At 56.1% G+C, this 20,212-nt stretch carries 16 protein-coding genes and 3 pseudogenes; 7 read left to right on the top strand and 12 right to left on the bottom strand.

What is annotated here, in order from left to right; all coding sequences use genetic code 11:
* The first annotated feature begins 13 nt into the window (after positions 1-13).
* From AC07VG_RS00195 to AC07VG_RS00175, 5 genes and pseudogenes are all read left to right on the top strand, one after another.
* Complete coding sequence (locus AC07VG_RS00195; protein WP_495000824.1) at positions 14-1,279, top strand: CaiB/BaiF CoA transferase family protein; 1,266 nt, start codon at positions 14-16, stop codon at positions 1,277-1,279.
* Between the two features lie 59 nt (positions 1,280-1,338).
* Positions 1,339-2,187, top strand: a complete 849-nt coding sequence (locus AC07VG_RS00190) for an IclR family transcriptional regulator (RefSeq protein ID WP_495000823.1) — start codon at positions 1,339-1,341, stop codon at positions 2,185-2,187.
* Between the two features lie 169 nt (positions 2,188-2,356).
* A pseudogene (locus AC07VG_RS00185) lies at positions 2,357-3,484 on the top strand (HAMP domain-containing protein); the annotation flags it as partial.
* 144 nt (positions 3,485-3,628) lie between these two features.
* The gene (locus tag AC07VG_RS00180) at positions 3,629-4,342 is read left to right on the top strand and encodes a methyl-accepting chemotaxis protein (RefSeq protein ID WP_495020454.1); all 714 of its coding nucleotides are present in this window, start codon (positions 3,629-3,631) and stop codon (positions 4,340-4,342) included.
* A gap of 17 nt (positions 4,343-4,359) precedes the next feature.
* Positions 4,360-5,280 carry a substrate-binding domain-containing protein gene (locus AC07VG_RS00175; protein WP_495000821.1) on the top strand — a complete coding sequence of 307 codons (921 nt, stop codon included), beginning with the start codon at positions 4,360-4,362 and terminating at the stop codon, positions 5,278-5,280.
* 177 nt (positions 5,281-5,457) lie between these two features.
* Here the strand turns inward: AC07VG_RS00175 and AC07VG_RS00170 are convergent, their stop codons facing one another.
* From AC07VG_RS00170 to AC07VG_RS00125, 10 genes and pseudogenes are all read right to left on the bottom strand, one after another.
* A complete protein-coding gene (locus AC07VG_RS00170) occupies positions 5,458-6,645 on the bottom strand; it encodes an acyl-CoA dehydrogenase family protein (protein WP_495000820.1) in 1,188 nt (395 codons plus the stop codon).
* 13 nt (positions 6,646-6,658) lie between these two features.
* Complete coding sequence (locus AC07VG_RS00165; RefSeq protein ID WP_495000819.1) at positions 6,659-7,129, bottom strand: YbaK/EbsC family protein; 471 nt, start codon at positions 7,127-7,129, stop codon at positions 6,659-6,661.
* A complete protein-coding gene (locus AC07VG_RS00160) occupies positions 7,116-8,711 on the bottom strand; it encodes an amino acid adenylation domain-containing protein (protein WP_495020237.1) in 1,596 nt (531 codons plus the stop codon). Before AC07VG_RS00160 ends, AC07VG_RS00165 begins: the two co-directional genes overlap by 14 nt.
* On the bottom strand, positions 8,698-9,465 hold the full coding sequence (locus AC07VG_RS00155; RefSeq protein ID WP_495000817.1) for a thioesterase II family protein: 768 nt from the start codon (positions 9,463-9,465) through the stop codon (positions 8,698-8,700). The genes AC07VG_RS00160 and AC07VG_RS00155 overlap by 14 nt, the downstream gene beginning before the upstream one ends.
* A 4-nt stretch (positions 9,466-9,469) precedes the next feature.
* On the bottom strand, positions 9,470-9,739 hold the full coding sequence (locus tag AC07VG_RS00150) for a phosphopantetheine-binding protein (protein WP_495000816.1): 270 nt from the start codon (positions 9,737-9,739) through the stop codon (positions 9,470-9,472).
* A 24-nt stretch (positions 9,740-9,763) separates the two neighbouring features.
* The gene (locus AC07VG_RS00145) at positions 9,764-10,723 is read right to left on the bottom strand and encodes a chlorinating enzyme (protein ID WP_495000815.1); all 960 of its coding nucleotides are present in this window, start codon (positions 10,721-10,723) and stop codon (positions 9,764-9,766) included.
* Positions 10,724-10,856: 133 nt separating this feature from the next.
* On the bottom strand, positions 10,857-12,143 hold the full coding sequence (locus AC07VG_RS00140) for a cation:proton antiporter (RefSeq protein ID WP_495020236.1): 1,287 nt from the start codon (positions 12,141-12,143) through the stop codon (positions 10,857-10,859).
* Positions 12,144-12,558: 415 nt separating this feature from the next.
* The gene (gene argP, locus AC07VG_RS00135; RefSeq protein WP_495000813.1) at positions 12,559-13,455 is read right to left on the bottom strand and encodes an HTH-type transcriptional regulator ArgP; all 897 of its coding nucleotides are present in this window, start codon (positions 13,453-13,455) and stop codon (positions 12,559-12,561) included.
* A gap of 723 nt (positions 13,456-14,178) precedes the next feature.
* Positions 14,179-15,255: a DNA/RNA non-specific endonuclease gene (locus tag AC07VG_RS00130; RefSeq protein WP_495000812.1), complete on the bottom strand. Its 1,077-nt coding sequence runs from the start codon at positions 15,253-15,255 to the stop codon at positions 14,179-14,181.
* 261 nt (positions 15,256-15,516) lie between these two features.
* Positions 15,517-15,696, bottom strand: a pseudogene (locus tag AC07VG_RS00125) (IS21 family transposase); the annotation flags it as partial.
* 451 nt (positions 15,697-16,147) lie between these two features.
* Here AC07VG_RS00125 and AC07VG_RS00120 point away from each other — a divergent pair.
* Both AC07VG_RS00120 and AC07VG_RS00115 read left to right on the top strand, forming a co-directional pair.
* A complete protein-coding gene (locus tag AC07VG_RS00120) occupies positions 16,148-17,512 on the top strand; it encodes a pentapeptide repeat-containing protein (protein WP_495020235.1) in 1,365 nt (454 codons plus the stop codon).
* A 174-nt stretch (positions 17,513-17,686) separates the two neighbouring features.
* Positions 17,687-17,815, top strand: a pseudogene (locus AC07VG_RS00115) (hypothetical protein); the annotation flags it as partial.
* 173 nt (positions 17,816-17,988) lie between these two features.
* On the opposite strand, the gene AC07VG_RS00110 reads toward AC07VG_RS00115, so the two are convergent.
* Both AC07VG_RS00110 and AC07VG_RS00105 read right to left on the bottom strand, forming a co-directional pair.
* A complete protein-coding gene (locus AC07VG_RS00110; protein WP_495020234.1) occupies positions 17,989-18,333 on the bottom strand; it encodes a hypothetical protein in 345 nt (114 codons plus the stop codon).
* 289 nt (positions 18,334-18,622) lie between these two features.
* Complete coding sequence (locus tag AC07VG_RS00105) at positions 18,623-19,993, bottom strand: hypothetical protein (RefSeq protein WP_495020233.1); 1,371 nt, start codon at positions 19,991-19,993, stop codon at positions 18,623-18,625.
* Between the last annotated feature and the right edge of the window lie 219 nt (positions 19,994-20,212).

The following is a 20,212-nucleotide window of genomic DNA, read 5'->3' as shown; positions in this document are numbered from 1 at the left end:
AAGGGTGAGTGAAATGGGTGCTTTGACGGGTTATCGGGTTCTAGATTTAAGCCGGGTCCTGGCCGGCCCCTGGTGCGGCCAGGTCCTGGCTGATCTGGGCGCCGAGGTCATCAAGATAGAACGGCCGAGGGTCGGCGACGACACCAGAGGCTGGGGACCGCCCTGGATGCCGGATGAAGCGGGGGAGTCGACCCAGGAGTCGTCCTATTATCAATCGACCAACCGCGGCAAGCTTTCAGTGGCCCTCGACCTGTCTTCCGCTGAAGGGCAGGCATTGATTCGAGCGCTGGTCACTGACTGCGATGTGTTGATCGAGAACTACAAGGCCGGCTCGCTGGCCAAATACGGGCTTGATTACCAGACCTTGTCCGAGATCAATCCGCGCCTTGTCTACTGTTCGGTCACCGGTTTTGGCCAGACCGGGCCGCGGGCCAGCGAGCCGGGCTATGACTTCATTATCCAGGGGCTGGGTGGGCTGATGAGTATCACCGGCGAACGTGATGACCTGCCGGGTGGCGGGGCCCAAAAGGTTGGCGTGGCCTTTTCCGATCTGATGACCGGGCTTTACTCCACTGTCGCCATCCAGGCTGCCCTGTTGAGCCGGCATCAAACCGGGCTGGGCCAGTACATCGACATGGCGTTGCTGGACGTGCAGATCGCCACGCTGTGCAATCAAAGCCAGAACTACCTGGCCTCGGGCAAACCGCCAGGCCGGTACGGCAATGCCCACGCCAATATCGTTCCGTACCAGGTCTTCAAGGCCAGCGATGGCGACTTCATCATCGCCTGCGGTAATGACACCCAGTTCGTTGACCTGTGCAACGCCATTGGCTTGCCGGAGTTGCCCGAGGATCCTCGGTTTACCCGCAATTCAAGCCGCGTAAACAACCGACAGGCCATCGTTGGCATGCTTTCCGAGCACTTCCTGCAAGGCACGGCACAAGGCTGGGTGACCCGGATTCACGCCAAGGGGGTGCCCGTCGGGGCAATCAACGACATTGCAACGGCGTTGGCCGAACCACAGGTCAAGGCCCGCGATATGCTGGTGACCATCCCTCATCCGCGCAAGGCCGATTTCGTTACCGTGGGCAGCCCCATGAAGTTCTCCCGCACACCGGTTGAATACCTGCGCCCGGCGCCGATGCTCGGCGAGCACACGGACAGTGTCTTGAGCCAGCGCTTGGGGTTGAGCGCCGCGCAGCTCGCGGAACTCAAGGGCCTCGGCGTTATCGAGCAGTTAAGCGGCCAGGGCATTGAAGAGTTGACGGCCTCGTGCTGACATTGCTTATTTCCGCACTGCGGAATATATTTTCGCAATATTATTTAAGGCGTTAGTCCATGAAAAAGCCCTCGGAATCGGTCGATCAAATTGATCGTCAGCGCACAAACGAGGCCAGCCATGGCGTCTCGCTCGATTTCGTCGAGGAGGAGGGCAAGGATCGTAATTTCATTACCGCGTTGGCCCGAGGCATTGAGGTCCTACGCTGTTTTGGCCCGGGCGCGCATGTGCTGGGCAACCAGGACCTGGCGGCTCGAACAGGGCTGCCCAAACCCACTGTGACGCGGCTGACCCACACCCTGTGCAAGCTGGGCTGCCTGAAGCCGGTTCCCCACTCGACGAAATTCCAGCTGGATATTGGCGTCCTGGCGCTGGGCTATGGAATGTTGTCGAACCTGTCTATCCGGGCAGTGGCTCATCCTTTGATGCAGAGCCTGGCCAATTATGCGGGTGCCGCCGTGGCAATGGCAGCTCGTGACCGGATGCAGATGGTTTACCTGGACGTGGTGCAGGGCGAAGCCAACCTGACCATGCGCCGGCAAATCGGTAGTTACCTTCCACTGCATTTGAGCTCGGCGGGGAGGGCATGCCTGGCGGCCATGCCGGACAGCGAACGTGACTTCATCCTCGATCATATTCGTGAACGCAACAGCGCCGAATGGCTGACGATCCGCCGTGGCCTGGAGCAATGCTTCAAGGATTACGCCGATTACGGCTACTGCCTGTCACTGGGTGAGTGGACAAAGGATGTCAACTCCGTCGCCGTGCCGCTGATACATAGCGAGTACGGCATCCTGGCGTTCAACTGTGGCGGCCCGAGCTTTATTTTGCCGCGGGACAAGCTGGAGGATGATATTGGGCCTAGGCTCAAGCACATGGTCAGTAATATCCAGGCTGCGACTCTCTAAGCCTGGCAGGGTGCCGCCGTACTTCCTGTTGCCGTACTCAGCGTCAACAGGCGGAGCCTAAAGTTGACCATTGCCACGCCGATAAGATTTCAGGTCACCAAGAAACCGCCAAGATTCGTGCTCTCCGCCACTCGTGCTTGAGTCCGTACTAAAAATAAAGAGGATAGCCATGACCATTCTTCAGCGAGTGATTGGCGGATTCGCCCTGTTGTTGGTGGTGTTGCTCACCATGGTAGGCATCAGCTATCAAAGTACCCATTCGATCAGCGAACGCTTGACTATCATCACCGGCCAATCCGCGCCGTTGAGCCGGGCGGCCAGCGAGCTTTACGTTCATATCCTCAGGGCCAATCAGGCACTGTTGGCGATTCTTATCAGCAACGACCCCAAGCAGATCAACGACGGCAGGCAGCCGTTCAACGACAGCCTGGTGCGCTTTACTCAATTGCTCGAGAGTATTCCGACCTACATCGGCGATCACCCGCGGCTACGCGACAACCTTGCTCAACAACGCCAACTCAGTTCGGCTTATGTCGAACAGGCACAGAACCTGATGGAGACCCATCGCCAATATGTGGCGCAAGTTGCCCAGACCCACGAGTTGCAAGGTTACAGCAGCAGCCAGGGAGTCCAACTGACCAGCTATCTGCGCGATTATATCGCCCGTGAGCGCAGTGCCGGTGCCGATGAACACCTGGCCGCAGCGGAGAAGCTGTTGCTGGAAGTCAACAAATCCTACGACAGTCTGGCCGCCCACGCCGCCAAGCCGGATATCGTGTCGTTGCAGCGTCTGCTTAACCTGCAAGACGAGGTTATTAACTCGCGGGTTCAGGCGTTTTTGGACGTTGACCCTCGGGTAGGGCGCATCGTCGCGGTCATGGTCAATCGTTTGCTCAACGACCTGACCGGCAGTGATGGGCTGTACCGTGCCTTTCAGCAGGAAGCCACCCTGGCCGACCATGTTCTCGAACAACGCCAGGCGACGGAAACCCGTCTGCAGGCCACTCTGGATAAGATCGGCGAATTCGGTAGCCAGTCTCTTGACGTGGCCAGCGCGGCGAAGAGTGATGCCGACGCCACCATCAGCAATAGCCTCAGCCTGCTGTTGATCGTCTGCGTGCTGGCGGTGTTGGCTGCTTTGGTGATCGGTACGTGGGTGGCCTTCAGCTTGCGTCGACCGTTGGCAGCCTTTCGCGAGGTGTTGAAGCAGCTTACCCGGGGTGACATGCGGGTGCGCTTCGATGTCAGCCGCAAAGATGAATTCGGTGAACTCGGCGGTTACCTCAACGAACTGACTCAGTCCTTGCAGACCACCTTCCGTGAGCTGATTGGCTCCGCCGATAGCCTGGCCCAGTCCGCGAGCGATAACGCGGTGGTCAGTGAGCAGACCACGCGGGTAGTGGATGAACAGAAAGATCGTCTGCATTCCGCCGCTTCGGCGATGACCGAGATGGAGAGTACCGTCGAAGAAGTCGCCCGGCGGGCACAGGACACACGTAGCGCGGTGGACGACACCAGCGAACTGACTCACAAGGTGCAGCAGCGAGTGGCCGAGACGATCATCAACATTCGCCAGCAGGCCGAGCAGGTGAACAAGGCTTCGGCGGTCACCGACGAACTGCAGAAATATGGCCAGAACATCGACAGTATCGTCGATGCGATTCGCACCATTGCCGAGCAGACCAACCTGTTGGCGCTCAACGCCGCCATTGAAGCGGCCCGTGCCGGAGAGCAAGGCAGGGGCTTTGCGGTGGTGGCTGACGAAGTGCGTTCACTGGCCAGCCGCACCCAGGCTTCGACCAGCGAAATCCAGGAAATGATCGGTCAGATGCAGGGCAAGATTCATTCCGCCGTGCAAGTGATGAACGAAAGCCAGGTGCAATCCAACAACTGCGTAACGTTGGCCTCTGGCGCCGATGAGTTGCTGGTGGCGATGGGCGAGGCGGTGGGCACCATCCGTGACATGAACATTCAGATCGCTGCCGCCACCGAGGAACAGAGCGCCACGGTGCAAGAAACCAGCCGCATGGTCACCCAGATCAACGACTCCGCCCAACAGGCCGCCGAGGGGGCCGAGCGTACGGCAAGCAGCAGCCAGGGCCTGTCGGACATGGCCAAGGTGCAGCGTGAACTGCTCCATCATTTCAGCGTATGACGCCGGGGAGACCGAACATGAAACAGTGGTTGACGCTTGCCTTGGGTATCAGTTTCCTTACTGCCGGTTTGGCCCAGGCCGCTACGCCGCTGTTGGGCGTGGCCATGGCCAAATACGATGACAACTTCCAGACCATCCTGCGCAATGGCGTGCAGAAACACGCCGCCGTTCTGGATACCGATATCTTCATGGAGGATGGTCATGACAGTGCCGAGTTGCAGATGCGCCAGTTTCGTAATCTGGTCAATTCCAAGGTGGACGCCATAGTGGTCGCGATGGTCAATGCCAAGAGCGCCCCTGAAATGCTGCGTTTGGCCAGTGCGGCGAAAATCCCGCTGGTGTTCGTAAACCGCAACCCGGCCCCCGATAAGTGGCCGGCACAGACGGCATTCGTCGGATCCGATGAGCTGGAGTCGGGCACACTGCAAATGGAAGAGTTGGCCCGCCGCGCCAACTACAAGGGCAATGTGGTGATCCTGGTGGGGGACCCAAGCAACAAATCCTCGTTGATGCGCACCGAAGACGTGGAAAAGGTCGTCGCCAAATACCCGAACATGAAAGTGGTGCAGAAGAAGGTCGGTAACTGGGAGCGTAGCCAGGCGGCCGCCATTGTCATCGATTGGGTCAAGGCGGGCGTAGACTTTTCGATCATCGCTGCCAATAACGATGAGATGGCCATTGGCGCGATCATGGGTCTGGAAAAGGCCGGCAAAAATGCCAAAGACTATTGGGTCGGTGGCATTGATGGCACTCCTGATGGCTTGAAACTGATGGCTGACGGCAAGATGGCCGTGAGCGTGTTCCAGGACGCCATCGGCCAGGCTAATGGCGCGGTGGAGGTTGCATTGCGCCTGGCTCGGGGCGAGCCCCTGGACTCACCGCTGATCTGGGTGCCATTCAAACTGATCACCCCGGAAAATCGCCAGCAGTTTGAATAAGCCCGGTGCATCAGGATGGGATAGGGGCGGCGACCCCTCCTGTGACACTGATCCGCAAGGCTTGGCCAATAGCCTAGGCGCGACTAATTGCGCGGGTATCCTGAGCGCCTTGCTTTTGAAAACTCTCCGGACGGGGTTGATTGCGCGGCCCGGATGGCAAGCCCGGTTTTGACCTGTTTATCGCAGGGTTGCATGCCCGCTCGTTGAGCGTGAGTCCTGGTGACAACTGCTCGATCCGTATGCTGGAGTACTGTCGAAGATCATGTCGCGCATCAACTCGCTGGCGCCGGCGGCGATGGTGCCGGCCATGGCATCGCGGTACAGGCGCGCCACCTCTGAATCAAGCTGATAACCCCGTGCTCCGTGCAACTGCGCACACGCCTGAGCCGCGTTTAGCGCGAGTTCGCTGGCACGCAACTTGAGAATGCACGCGGAGCGCGTATCGAGTTGGCCTTGGCTGTACTGCCATGCTATTTGATAGGCGTAGTGTCGGAGCATCTGTTGCTCGCCGATCAGGTCTGCCAACCGGTGCCTGACGCTCTGCTTGTCGCTCAAGGGGGCACCTTGCAGCTGATGCTGACGCACGAAGCGTTCGAGCAGCGAGATACTGTGGTTGGCGCCGCCCAGTGCCAACAGTCCGGCAACCAGGCGCTCGAAGTCCAGGCCCTGCATGAGGTAGATCAAGGCCTTGCCGGCTTTGCCCAGAAGTTGTCGCGTGGGCACCTTGAGTTGCTGGAAATCCAGGTCGCAAATATCGGCGCTGCGCCAGCCCAGCATCGGCAGTGCTTGTCTGTTCAGCCCTGGGCTGGTGCCGTCGATCAACAGCAGGCTGCTGCTGCCCAAGGCATGGCGGCCCTCACCACTGCGCACCAGGGTGACGATCAGTGACGCCTGCGAACCATTGGCGATGTAGCGTTTGGCTCCGTCGACGATGAACCCCTTTGCCGTTGACAGGGCTTGGCAGCGCAACTGGCTGAGATCGCTGCCGGCCTGCTCTTCGGTGATCGCCAGGGCGGTGATGATGCGTCCTTGGCGAATCCCTGGCAGGTATCGCTGGCGCTGTTCATCGTTGCCGAACAGTTCCAGGTATGCACTGGCCATGTAGGCCTGGACGCCCACGGCAGCACGAATGCCGGCATAACCCAGCGCCCCAAGTTCCTCGAGGAATACGGCACTTCGCATAAAACCTTCGCCTTGCTGCGGCAGGCCGAGCAAACCATGTTCTGCGAGAGTTTGCCAGGCTTGGGGGCAGAGGTGCCCGCGCTCCTCGGCGGCCGGTACCAGCGGCAGGAGTTGGTCCACCAGGATCTGCCGCACATACAAGGCGAAATCTCGTTGCTCGTCGTTCAGATAGGGGCTGTGCATGTTTGGCTTATCTTCATTTCACCGATATCACTCGGTGGGTGGGCAGGATGTCCGTCAAGCGACCGGAGATTTTGAAGACCGCGTTCGGGGTGCCGGCGGCGGCCCAGACTTCATCGAAGGTAAGCAGGTCTTCATCGACGAACAGGGTGATCTCTTGCTTGTGTCCGAGCGGTGGAACGCCGCCGATGACGTACCCGGTCACCTCCTTGACAAAGTCGGCATCGGCTTTGGAAATCTTGTCGCCGAGCAGTCGCGAAATAGCTTTTTCGTTCACCCGGTTGGGGCCGCTGGCAAGCACCAGTACGGGGGCGTTGGCCGCTGTGCGAAAGACCAGCGACTTGACTATCTGGGCTTTTTCACAGCCAAGGGCAAGGGCCGCATCGTCGGCGGTGTGGGTCGATTCGGGCAGCTCCTGAACGGTCAGGGCGTGGCCCCGTTGATGGAGGATGTCCTGAAATTGCTGGGCGCGTTTACTGATGCTCATAAGCGGGTGCTCCTGATGACTGAAGTGTGGCTAGCAGCCGCTGGCGATCGACTTTGCCGGTCGCCGAGAGCGGCAGGCTGTGGCACAGTTGGATGCGGCTCGGGACAATGTAGGTCGGGAGTTGGGTGGCCAACTCCTGGCGCAGGCGTAGCGGGTTGCAGTCTTCGCTGGCGGCGATGACAAAGGCGACCAAGGATTTTTCCCCCTGTGCCGACTCGCTGACGGTGACAAAGCTCTGGCGCACCTGCGGGTGGTTGTTGAGATGATAGGCGACTTCCCCCAGCTCGATGCGAAAGCCATTGATCTTCACTTGGTCATCCTGACGCCCTTGAAATACCAGCGTACCGTCGTCGCGCAAGTAACCGCGGTCACCGGTGCGGTAGAGACGCTCCTGCCGATCGCCGATGCGACATTCAAAAAAACGTTCGCGACTGATTTCCGGCAACCCCAGGTAGCCTGGTGACAGGCCTGGCCCGGCGAGGCAGACCTCGCCGCTTTCTCCACTGTCGCAGAGGCGGCCTTGATCGATCAGGTACACCCGGGTGTTCTGGATCGGCAGACCGATGGGCAGCGCGTTGTCTTCGCTGTGCAGTTCGCGGACCGGGTAGAAGGTAGCAAAGGTGGTGCTTTCGGTTGGCCCATAGACGCTGACAATCTTTTGTGGTCCATACAGCGCCACTGCCTTGGCCATATGCCTTAGGGAGTGGGCTTCGCCGCCGGTGAGCACAGTGCTGACGTTGGCCAGTGCCTGGGGGGCTTCGTCGATCAGGGTGTTGAACAACGCGGTGGTGAGGAACAGCACACTGATGCGCTGTGCCTGCAGCAGCCGTTGCAGGCTCGAAACGCGAATGAAGGCTTCCGGGTACAACACGCAAGTAGCGCCGAGCAGCAGCGCGCCCCAGATTTCGAAGGTGGCGGCATCAAAGGTGACGGGCGCCAGCTGTAGCAGGCGGCTTTGTTCATTCAGCGAGACGTATCGAGCGTTGTACACCAGCCGGGTGATACCGCGGTGAAGAGTCGGTACGCCCTTGGGCTTGCCAGTGGAACCTGAGGTGAAGTTGATGTAGGCGACGCTGTCGGCATTCGTCGTCGTAGGTGGGTTTGCGCTGGCCTCGGCTGCACCTTGCAGCGCCTCGAGGATGATCACCTGATAACCTGCGAAGCGCGGGTCGTGCCTGGCGTCAGCGTTGCCCAAGAGGCAAGTGCAGTGCGCCTGGCTGAACAGTTCATGGATGCGCGCTTGCGGCCAGACCGGATCCAGCGGCAGGTAGGTCGCGCCGGCCTTGAGAATCGCCAGTAGAGAGATGATAAGGTCCAGGCTGCGAGGCAGGCTCACCGCTATCACGCTGCCGGGCTGGACACCCTCGGCGATCAGGTGCCAGGCGAGCAGGTTGGCTTGCGCGTTCAACTGCTGGTAGCTCAGTTCACGCTCCTGGCAGATCAGCGCCACAGCCTGGGGCGAGCGTGCGGCGACGGCGGCGAACAGTTCGCCGACGCTGGCGCTATCGGGGTAGGGCTCCTGTGTCTGGTTGATGTGAGTGTGCAGGGTTAGTGCCGAAGTACTGTATTCAAGCGTTTCCATGCTGGTCCCTCATCCGTGCGGTTATGCTTTTCAGCAGTTGCTGGCGATGGCTGTCGAGGAAGAAATGTCCACCCTCGATCTCAATCAGCTCGAAGGCGCGGGAGCTATGTTTGGCCCAACCGATCATGCTGGCGTGCCGGTCGATGGGATCCAGGCTGCCAAAGTAGGCATGGATAGGGATCTCCAGCGGGGCAGGGTGCCAGTCGCTCCAGATCTCCGAGAGCTGCATGTCGCTGCGCAGTACCGGCAGCATCAGGCGCATGAGCATCTCGCTTTGCAGGACCGCCGGCGGCGTACCGCCCATGGTCTGCAAGGCGTGGTGAAAGTCCTCTGGACTGAGTTGATGCAGATAGGGCTGCGCTTGCGGGCTGGCCGGGCTGCGGCAGCCGCTGATAAACAACAATTGGGTCTGGCCGGGATAGAGGTGTCGGGTCTGTTGGCTGAGTTCGTAGGCCAAGCGTGCGCCAAAGCTGTGCCCATAGAACGCATGCGGCGAATCCAGGTACGGCGCCAGTGCCCGCAGACAGTCTTCGAGCAGTGATGACCAGTTCTGGTAGGGCGGCTCTTTTATCCGGCAACCGCGTCCGGGCAGACGTACGGCGAGCAATTCCACATCGGCATCCAGATCTTCCACCCAGCTACGAAACAGATCCGGATTGCCACCCGCGTAGGGAAAGCAAATCAGGCGCAGGCGTGGATGGGCGAGTGGCTTGGGAACCAGCAGCCAGCGCTCGTCGTACGAAGGCCCGGACATAACCTCAACTCTCCGTCAATGCATTGAGGTGCATGCTGTTGCGCTGGATACAGGCGGCAATGTCCTGTATCCGGCCTTGGGCGAAGAGGTCTTCGGGGGGCAGGGTGTCCTCGCCGAAATGCTCCTCTGCCTTGGCAATCAGCTTGATGGCACTGAGAGAAGTCCCGCCGACCTCGAAGAAGTCACTCCCGGCGTCTACTATGCGTAGCCCCAACTCACGACAGGTGCTGATCAACCAAAGCTCAATTTTGCCGATTTCTGCGACGTTGCTCATGGTTCGTTCTCCTCTGATAGGGGCTCAGCGCCGTGGAAACTGAAAGTCGTTGCAGGTGCGGTCAACAAAACGGTTGTGATGGAAAGTGTCTTCGCCCGATACCAACACACAACCGAATTTCTCCAGGCTGGTCTGGCCGCCGAATTCTTCGAGGGTGTCGGAGTGAGGATAGACACGGACCGAAGTGGGTAGGTAGCGGGCGGCGAAACCCAGGCGCATCTGTTCAGTCAAACCGCTGTGGGGATGGGAGGCATGCATCAGGGTGGACCAAAAGATGATGAACTGGCCTTGACGCATGACCATCGATTGAGCTTTAGCTTCGTCAGGTCTCCAGTTAGGGTCCTTCTGCAACTGTCGATAGTCGTAACCAAAGAAGCCGCGGCGCACGCCACCCTTTTCCAGTTTGTTGATCGCATCGGCGTCGTATTCCATGGTCTTCGATTCGTCGTAGTTCATGGTCCGGTGGGTCCCCGGGATGAACTGCAAACAACCGTTTTCCACGCTGGCCTCGGTGAGTGCGGCCCAGACTGTGATGGTGCCGCCGAATTGGGCATCTTCCGGCCAGATGATTTGCGGATGCTTGGAACCGGCCACGTTGGAAAAGTTGTCGGCCTGGTGCCAATCGGTGCCTTCGTCACCGGGATACTTGGGGAAAAACTCGGTGCGCCAGCAGAGCGTATCGCGACCTAGGATACTCGCGACCCGATCAACGATCTCCGCTCGGGTGATGTGCTCGGCGAGGAAGTCGACGTCCAGGTGACGATCATAGTTAGCCAGGTTGGTAGCCCCGGAGACTGCCTTGTCTTGGCTGTAAATGGCTTTCTTGGTATTGATCAGCTTGGGCCGGAGGGCTTGCAGCTTCTTCTCCATTTCGTCCTTTTGATAAAGGTCGAAAGGCCCTATGTAACCGTCGCGGTGAAATTTTTCCAATTCTTCCTGGCTGAGACTGAAATCAAGATTGCGGCAACGCGCTTGCTCTTCCATGTAAAACCTCAGTTAGTTGGGTGGGTGAAACGGTTAATCATTCATGCTTCTATCTAGGTAGTTCTTTATGTTGTTAGAAACCTGCGGCAGGTGTTTTTGCAGCGCTGAGGCGACCGCCTTGCTGTTTCTGGTTTCAGCCAGCGAGACCCGCACCTTGTGATCGTCCAGGGCCTCTTTCTGCCTGCCCCAGGGCGGCAGTAGGTTCGTGGGGCTCGGTGAGATTCTGGCTGACTTGCGGCGTCAGTCCGCGCGTCAGCGGCATCGCCAACGCGGTACAGACCAATGCCATTAGCAGAAGCGCCGTTAGGCAGCTTTGCGAAATGATTCCTGCGTCGTAAAGAGCGCGAAGCACCACGATCTCCATCAGCCCCTTGCTTTGCATCAGCGCCCCCAGCTGCAACGCTTCGCGCCAACTCCAGCCCCAGGCGCGTACGGGGAGCGCTGTGCTTATGATTTTCAACCCGCTCCCCACCAGTACGCTGAGCGTAAAAAACATCCAGGGTGGGGTCGCTGTCACATCAAGGCTGAGTCCCGCCGAAACAAAGAAAAATGGCAGCAGCACCGCATTGCTGAACGGGGCGGTCAGCTTTGTGAAGTACCGACGAAGAGCTCGGGGCAGGAGCATCCCAAAAATGAAAGAGCCAATCACCGCATGCAAACCGAGCATTTCACTGAGGCTGGCGGATAAGAACAGGCCCACGAGCACAATGCTTAACGCACTCGTCGATAGCTCCGTTGCCTGAGTCAGGCGGTCCAGCCACTTGCGCAGCCACGGACGAAGCATGAACCCGATTGCCACCAGTACTGGGCATAGCAACCAGATCCAACGGCTGTGTGAGGTGCTTGGTTGTGAGGTTGCAAGCATCAGAATAGTCAGGCAGCTCCACAGCAGCAGGTCATTGATGGCGGCCAAACTCAGCGACATTCGGCCGAGCCGACTGCTGGACAGGTTCATCTCGTGCAGGATGGCCGCCAGGACGGGCAGGGCCGTTACGCCGAAACAGATCGAACCTGCGACGGCGAAGACGAATAGCGTTGTGTGCCCGCCCATCAACTCTGGCCACTGGCCCCCGGCCCACCAGGCAAACACACCGCCCCCCAGGGCAGGAATGAGGTAACTCAAGAAACCGACGCGCAGTACCTGACGAGCCTGGTGCTTGAGTTCATCGAGCTCCAGTTCCAATCCGGCGATAAAACCAATGCAGACAATCGCCAACGCCGAGAGACTTGATAAGGCGACTGCTGTGTTGGGTGGAAATACCGCGCTATAGAGCTCCGGGGCCAGGCGGCCGAAAAGGCTCGGGCCGATTAACATCCCACATAGGATCTGTATCAGTACCAACGGCAAGAAGCGACGCAGCGGTAACCAAAACAAAAAAGGTAGGCTGAAGATTAACGACGCCTGAATCAGGAAGTTCATAACAAGTATCCTGTGGATGAGGCGATATATCTGACAGTTCAGATGCGAAATATGCCAGACATAAGTCTGGCCTTACTGGACTCCAATTAATTTTTTAAAACAATAAAACACTACTTGGCCTGTGCACCTTGAATGGCTCGGCGACACAATCCACAAGGCTGAAAAATTTTGTGCAAGGACTCGCTTCCATGCGTCGTTATCCAGGGTTATCAATCAGCTAATTCAACAGTGCATCGTGCGACATGAGGGGGCGTGTTATGCATGTTGTGTAGCATTTTTTACAATACCGTGATCCTCACTCCACGTGTCTCGATTTCACTTATTCTACGCACAAACATTTAAGCAAAACCGAGCGTTAGATTTTTTAAGGGGATGCGAGTAACGCTTAACGGACTTGACGTTGTTGAAGATTTGCTTAACAGGACGTGGAGTGAAGGGATTTGCTAGCAGTATCAATGATCCGTTGCCCCACCAGATCATTGACGAGCGAGTGGTTCATCCAGCTATGCCAGTAAAGGGGTTCTCTATAACTGCTTTGCGGCATCAGGTTGACCAGCTGTCCGTCCTCGAGAAACGGCGCAGCGATATCCGCTGGCATCAGCGTGTAGCCAAGCCCCGCCAGGACAGCGTCCTGAACCATGGGTAATGACGGCAGATAATGACAAGGAAATCGCTCGATCGTGACACCGAGCAATATGCGCAGAAAAGCGCTATGGCGCGTGTCGTTGCGCCCTCGGGTGATTGCCGGCGCGTCCAGCAGGGAATGCACCCCCATGCCTTGGGCCAGGTAGCGGCGCATATAGTCAGGTGTACTGACGCAGTAATACTCCATTGCCCCCAACGGCTGGACCTCAAAACCATCGAGCGTATCGGCAACGACCGAGACACAGCCTTGCACGTCACCGCGCTTGAGAATATTCAGGCTATGGCAACGATCATCGGAGATAATTTCTACGCAAACCTGTTCCGTGCGCATCAACTCGATCAAGAGCGGTGCGAACCATGTATTGAGTGAATCGGGATGCACGCCAATGGCAATTTTTGAGCTTGCGTGGTTTTTCCGCGAAAGCAACCTCAGAACATCATGTTCAAGCGAACGCAGCGCCGAGACGTGCTGCAATAAGGCCTGGCCGGCTGAGGTAGGATGGATAGGGCGCTCTCGAATAATCAAGATGGTTGAAAGGGAATTCTCCAGAGACTTAATACGCTGTGAAATGGCGCCGCCGGTGATATTAAGAGCCGATGCTGCGCGTTCAAAGCTCTTATGTTCTATGACGCAGGCAAATGCCTCTAGCTGTTGGCGATCCAGCATGTCAACCTCCCTGTAAGCCATTAAGCATTAATAAAATTAATAACGCATAGTCGTGAATGCTCGCAGGGTCATGGCAATACGCCATCAACCTGCATTTCACACTGGCAATAATCCGAAAATCGAATTGCTTGAATAAGGAGAACTATCGAGGGCACCGCACCGGGCGGATCAAAATCGCGAGCATGCCAAATCCAGTTGGCTATCGAAGCTGTATTGTTTTCGATACAGGTCGCGCTATCTGCCCTTACGCCGTTATAGTTCTAACGACTATATTTTTATTCGGCACAGAATAGCTCCTTTGCCCCTCGCCAAACAAGCCCCCAAATCTGCCGAATTCCAGTTTCACCATCCGCAGCGTGGGGGGGCGTGGAGCGACGGAAAAGGTGCCGTCGCAGCTATGCCGATTCGGGCAACCAGATTATCGGCGTGACGACTGCTTTGGAGCCAGACGGCGTAACCATCGACACGATTCATGATTTAACAAGTGGGCGATGTCAGATGTTCATAAGTAGCTCACAGGCCCGAAATTGCTGGCTCAATGTTCTCGGAATTAACTCGCCTGTTCATCGATTGATGTTCATAGACCTAGTTTCCCCGACATCCCTAGCCTTGCCACCCCGACCTCTCACGGTCCCAGTCCAGCGGCTGATGGATGCTAGTTCAAAAAAAGAGGAGGGCAGGCACTGATGCTTGCCTGCAGCTATCGAGTCTTCGAAATCAAGTTCAGTAAGGCTTATATCTTTTGACTCTGCCGGTACCGCGAACAATGCTGCTCAAAGCATTGCTGTCTGCGAACGCCAATCGTGCGCGCTTGTCGCTGTTGTGCTTGGCGCTGATCAACATGGCATTGCTGTAAACGGCCGCTCCGCTGGCAGACTTGGCAATAATGTGATCGACCTGAGGTGTGAGATCATGACCACCTTCGACCAGTAGACCAACCCGCTGGCCTGGAATGCGGTACTTGTCGGTGTACACAGGGTCAACGATGGCGTCGCTTATAAGATACCCATCGTTGAGAACGCGGTTGACTGCGCGGATAGTTTCGATCTGCGTGCTTGAGAATTCGGCTGCCTGCGACAGTATTACGCGGTCATTCCAATGCGCAAGCTGCTTGGGGTCATCCTTGACGGACTTCCACTCGGCATAATCGAGGAACGCGTAAGGCCTTGCCGCGGCAGGAAAAACGGGGAGCCGTCGGTAAGAGGGAAACCCTACAGTATTCAACTGGTCCTGGATGTCCCAGCCTGCGTTTGTCATTTCGTCGATGAGTGCGAGGTATTCGGCCTTCTTCGTCGGGTCGGCACCGCCGATGATAGGCGCTGGCTTTGGATGCAGAATAGGCCACGTGCGTGTGCGATTGACGTGCAGGCCGGCCAGGACTTTCGTGATAATCGTGAACCGCGTGGGCACACGCTGTTCTTCGGAAATTTCGGTAGCGTAATCGCAGGTGATGGCCACTTCGCAATTACCTCCTGCGGTATCCACCCAGCTCTCAAGCTCACGCTCGAATTGGCGCCATATACCTCCCGAGTTGAATGAGCCATACATCGGAACCAGGTTGCTCGAGGACTCGGGCCCACCAAACTCCAGAGCAATGAGGTGTCCTCGGTGGCAGTCTTCGTGCCGGGTGTCAGCCACTCCACCTTCATACATCGAAAGAGGCAGGACCGTGTTGTTTCGTGGAGTTGGCGTGTGAGGCTTCACCCCCGGTGACATCTCGGCAACGAGCCGTTTCACACGCTGGCGGGCTCCACCCTTGAAATTTTCAGGAGGATTGCTGAGGAACTGTACGAAGCGCATGGTCCTTCCTTGGAATGAGTGGATAGCCAAACAAACTGGGGAAATCGTACAGGGAGTGTGAACAGCGAAGCAAGGTGTGTGGCGCAGGTGCGCCGCAGCAGTAACATTCGAAACATATCACTAATTTAACTTATGGGCGATGTTGGATGTTCATGAGTCGTCTCTGGTACCGCTAGTGTTAGTACAATGCTCCTTTAATGAACGCGGCTGTTCATCGTTTATTGTTCATGGCACTCGATTTCCTGACGAATAACCGCCAAATTTTTTCCATTCGGCGTAGACATATGGATGCTCCGGCAGCGGTTGCAGTGCGGGTTGGTCGATGCTTTCGAAGGCTGACCAGCGTGAGCCGGGCAGCTTTTTGAAAGGCTTGTCATTGAGGCGATTCAGCAATAGCCCGGTGGCTATGTTGAGTTCGCCCAGAAAAAAATCAGTCGAATTCGATGTGGGATTATCGTGGCAGCGAGCCCTTGACCAAGCTCCTGTCACCGATGGTTCATCAGTCTGGTGTCTCAGATGATGACTGAGTTTTGCTCGAACGAGTGAGTCGCTCGAAGCTTTGGTCACTAAGCCTAGGGTAGGATCAGTAGCCAATAGCAACCGATCCATCTAAGATCGTGGCGACCCGAGCTTGGAGGAGGGATACAGCTATGACAGTAAACCTCAGAGCTTTAGGTTCAAAGTTGTCGCGGCACCGTATTTAGCTCGCGCTGACCGTGGAGGGGGAATGCGGCCAGTCGTATTTCATTACCAGCCGTGCACTGCGGATGCCGGTTCCTGACGTGACCAAGCCGCAACTACATACTAGTCGACGACGGCTACGTCAAGCAGCGAGACGTTCAGGCTGGATAGCCGTCTGCTCAAATAAATCCACTCTTATTAGATCAACAGCATGCAAGAAAGTCAGGAATATATTGATATCAGAACAGAAATCGATGGAGTTGATGAAAACATCAAAGAGCGATTGGCAGTTTTCTTTGAAAACAAAGAGCACGGCACACCAGATCGCATCAGCAAAGCAGGTTGCATGGCGCTTGCCAAGATGGGAGCTGGCATATGGAATGCTTGGCGAGAAAAATTCCCAACGGAGCTATACGGCCACTTTGACTATGTAAATATTGCCGATTTCTCGGGCACTGATTTCTGCGGCCTACAGTGGGATTTCGGCGGGGAAATATATTTCGATGATTTCAACTTCGGGCCGGGCGCAAGTTTTAAAAATGCAAAATTCCCACGCCATACATCTTTTGATCGGGCAATCTTTGGCAAGTCATCTGACTTTTCTGGTGTCACAATTGATGCTCGCTCGAGTTTCAAGAGCACGAAATTCTCAAGATATACACGCCTAAATTCAATCTATCTTGAGGACTGGATTGATTTTGACTACGCTGAGTTTGAAGGAGATAATGATTTTTCAGGGTCTTCATTTGGACACTGCACTCGATTCAATGGGGTAAAATTCGGTCCTGATATCAGCTTTGACGATTGCACATTCAGACAAGCCGTATGCTTCGAATCTATCCAGGACAATACAAAAGAATCGGTCGACTGGACACCCTACGACCCCACCAGCAAGACATTCAATCGAATATCGTTTAAAAGATGCACATTCAAAGGTTCCGTGAGTTTCAAAAATCGGGAGTTTCGAGATACCGCTCTGTTTGACAGCGCAACCTTCAAAGAACCGCCAGTTTTCTTTGGCTGCACACTGCATCAGGACATGTCGTTTAAGTATGTAACGTTTCCTCCAGCAACGGGAAAGGACTTCTATATCAGAACCTACCGAAATCTGCGGATTTCCTTCAGCCAGCTACAGGCGCCTCAAGAGGAGCAGCAGTTCTTCCAGTTGGAAATGGCAGAAATTGCCCATAGCCTCACAGGAGCAAAACGCTGGCTTTTTTACATCTACGAAAAGCTTTCAAACTACGGTTCCAGCATCTCGAGGCCCTTGATTGCGTATCTCATATCATTCGTCTTTTTTTCGTGCGCATATGCAGCACTATCGTGGGCAACACACTGCCTGCCCGATAGCCAGAAATGTAGTTTTAACATGGCTGGCATTGAGTTTTTCTTTCTGCAAGCTATCCCGATACCGGGACTTGAGAAAATGGCAGATCCGATCAGATCTGCGATCATTGCTAATAGTGGACTTATCAGCCTTGCGGCAACAATACTCATAATCTTTCACAAAATCGTTTCCCTGCTGCTTATTTTCCTCATCGGCCTCGCACTCAGGAATACATTCAGGATCAAGTGATTAATCAGGGAGCCTCTCCTACTAGGCTTCTACTTTGCGGGCAAAGAGAGCGTCCTTGCATTACTGCCCTGACCAAGCCACTTCGGAATCAGAGTTTTGACGAGCACGCGGGATGTAACGGGTGACACACCAGGAGAGGTATTGCTTCAGTAATCGCAGGTACTGTTCACGGGGATCTACGAGTTCGAGGTTCGTGATATGCCCACGACAGTCGCTGTTAGCTCACAGGGTGAATCAGTGCATGTCACGGGCCCCGCCACTTGGCAGCAGAAAATTACTTTGATGAATGAGGGCGCCGACTAACCCGATCGGCGAACTTCAGCGCGTCCTAGCAGCGGTTTGAATGCGAACTGTGGTTAGAAGAAACGCAGGGCGGTCTACGTTGAATTACAAACGCTGCCCGGGGTAGGCTTCTGACAACGGTGGGGCGCTCACCAACCACTCACCCACAGCCAATCTCGTGAAGCCACGACACCTTACTTCAATTCTTCGAGCTTGAAGTAACGGTCCCCAATCTTGAGTGCGGGGAAGACCTCGCATTCAGCGTAGGGGTCACTGTAGCGCGTCATGGGGGGCTGAATATTGAACGTCATCATTGGCAAGCCACGCCCCCAGTTCGACTCCAGCTTAAGCGGGCCCAGAGTTCCTGGACGCTCTCCATTCTCTTCGGCAATTTCGATAACAGCCTGCCTAACCGACTCGGCTTTCTCATCATCCACCTCTCGGATGACGGTTACTTGCTTCTGACTGTCGCCAAAGCCTCCGCCTTGAGCAGAGCCAATGCGTTTGAGGTGTGCGCGTACGACTGTGACGAGTTCCATAGACATGCTCCTGAGGCTTCGGTTGTGAGGGCTATCCTATATGCCTTATAGGTGGAAAGTCTTTGAAAACTGTGGCTCAGCACGAATGTAGAACATGGTCTCGCTGCTTTGCGGGCGCGCTGCTGTATACGGGAGCTGGAAACCGAAGACTGTCGAGAGCTTACCTTGCTCGCATGGGTGACGATGCTTGTAGTGGCCGTTATTTGACAGCAGCGCTAGGCAGGCTCATTTGATTCGAAAAATAGCGGAGCCGACCGGTCTACCGGTCGGCTTGATCACCTAAAACGCGTCACTCATCATCATCTACGTCTTCGGGAGCTGGACGCTCCCAGCCGTCGGTAACGAAAAGCTCCAGCACATCGACATAGTTGGCTTCGGCTCTCTTGCGACGGACTAGCTGATAGAAACGATTTTTCGCATCGTTGGTAGGCAAATTGCGGGGCCCAGCATCGCGCAGCAAGCTGAGCAAGAATCCTGGAGTGGCTCCAGCATCCCAGCACTGGGAGTTCGTCATGAGCTTATCCAGGAGTAGATTGAGCTGCTCACTGGTGAGGTGTCCGGAGAACGGCGCGAGCAGCGTTCGAAACCTGCCTTCTGATCCTCGAAAACTGCCCGAGTCTCCATAGGATTCAACTGCTGGTCTCCACAAATCAGGAAGTGGTGATACAGCGATAGCTTGCACCAGCTGGGTTTCATCCATGTTAGCGATAACGTCCAGCAATGCCTCCCGAAACGTGGGCACAGACACGCCCGCCAAAATCCGAAAATCCGGCGTGTTGACCGAATCAAAATTTACGGCGGTTTCCTGCAGCGCAGTTCGGGTAGCGGGTTGCAGTTGATGCCAGAACGCCGGTAGCGCCGCCAGGAAAGATATTGCCCGGGGCCGGGTGAGCGGCTCCGAGTTATCGATGAGCCTCAAGATTGTCGTAGACAGATCAGGCCATGCATCGGGAGCCCGGTCACGCAGGGCGATCAGGGAGTGACAGATCTTTTTCTGATGTGCCTCCCATTCTGGCGGGGTACCCTTAAGCAACGATTTAGCCAACACTGTTCCGAGATTCTGAACATTCTGGGTTTTGATTCGCTTCAGATAACGCTGGTCTACGTAGTTGTGGATACGGTCGGGGTCTGCAGGAAATCCCGCAGACTGGACATCCAGGCTGAAGACTTCGTAGATCGCTTTGCCTTGACGAGGCTCCCGCGACAGTACGCAATCAATGACGTTGACGAGATGAAGTCTTACTAATTCTGGCGAGGGTTCGAAAAGCTCAGCCTCCGCGGAAAATGCTGGATGGGCGCAAAGGTGCCGATCTTGTCGTAGGCGCCCTAAATGCCTCTTGGCGATACCATCGATTACCTGGGTGGTGTCCACGGCGTGATCAAGAATCTCAGCCTCGAGACTCAGTAATTTCGGAATATTGTCCGCCGCTGTCGCGGCATCCCATTGCCTGATGAATTCGGCTGCTGCCGCGTCGCCCTCGGCACTGATTTCGCGATATTTGGCTATCAGATCGTAAGCCAATGCGACCCACAACGAGGTAAGTGACCCACGAAGCGCTCCGGCCTTATAGGCTTTCACAGCATCCAGGAAGTATCGTTTCGAGGCAGCATTCCGGATTTGGGTTACCAAGATGTCCAAATCAACAAAGCCAATGTCCATATGTGTCCATTTCCTAACGGTGAGAAAAACACTGGCCACGAAAGTCTGCTCCGTGCCTTGTTCGTTCGAAACTCAGGGGATACAAATCATCACAGCAGCTGGGCCTTACTCAGATGCTAGGGCCCGCTGGTCACAGATTGCCGAGGTCGGCCAGCGTATTGACGTAAATCAAGTCTCCTAAAGCAGCACGCCAATCTTGGAGAAAGGGATTGATCGATC

The organism is Pseudomonas sp. GW821-FHT03C07, from assembly GCF_059420925.1.
The sequence above is the reverse complement of the archived record's forward strand: the minus strand, read 5'-3'. Positions and strand labels throughout refer to the sequence as shown.